Source organism: Pseudoalteromonas sp. SR41-8, assembly GCF_014163915.1.
Lineage (GTDB): Bacteria > Pseudomonadota > Gammaproteobacteria > Enterobacterales > Alteromonadaceae > Pseudoalteromonas > Pseudoalteromonas rhizosphaerae.
Map to the genome: position 1 here is coordinate 1 of NZ_JACJEE010000096.1, position 359 is coordinate 359.

General features: G+C 54.9%; 1 protein-coding gene. It reads left to right on the forward strand.

Annotation, left to right across the window (positions count from 1 at the left end):
* Positions 1-359: Ig-like domain-containing protein (locus H5162_RS21585; RefSeq protein ID WP_220493650.1), on the forward strand; the 359-nt coding region annotated here is incomplete at both ends.

Below are 359 nucleotides of genomic sequence, written 5' to 3' on the forward strand. Positions count from 1 at the left end.
GCCACACAAAGTGATGCGGCGGGTAACACCTCCAGTGCAGCCAGCACCTCAGTGATTTTAGATAACGCAGCACCGAATGCCTTGACGATAAGCACCCCGATTGAGGTTGATGGCCGGATCAATGCCGTAGAGGATGGCAGTGTATTGATCACCGGCTCTGGCGCAGAAGCTAATGCCAGCGTCAGTGTGACCATCAGCGATGGCGCGAATAACTTATCACGGACTGTGACGGCCGATGGCTCTGGGGCATGGACTATCAGTGGTAGTGAGTTTGATGTCAGCAGCTTTAATAATGGCACGCTCACCGTCAGCGCCACACAATCTGATGCGGCGGGTAACACCTCCAGTGCAACCAGCAC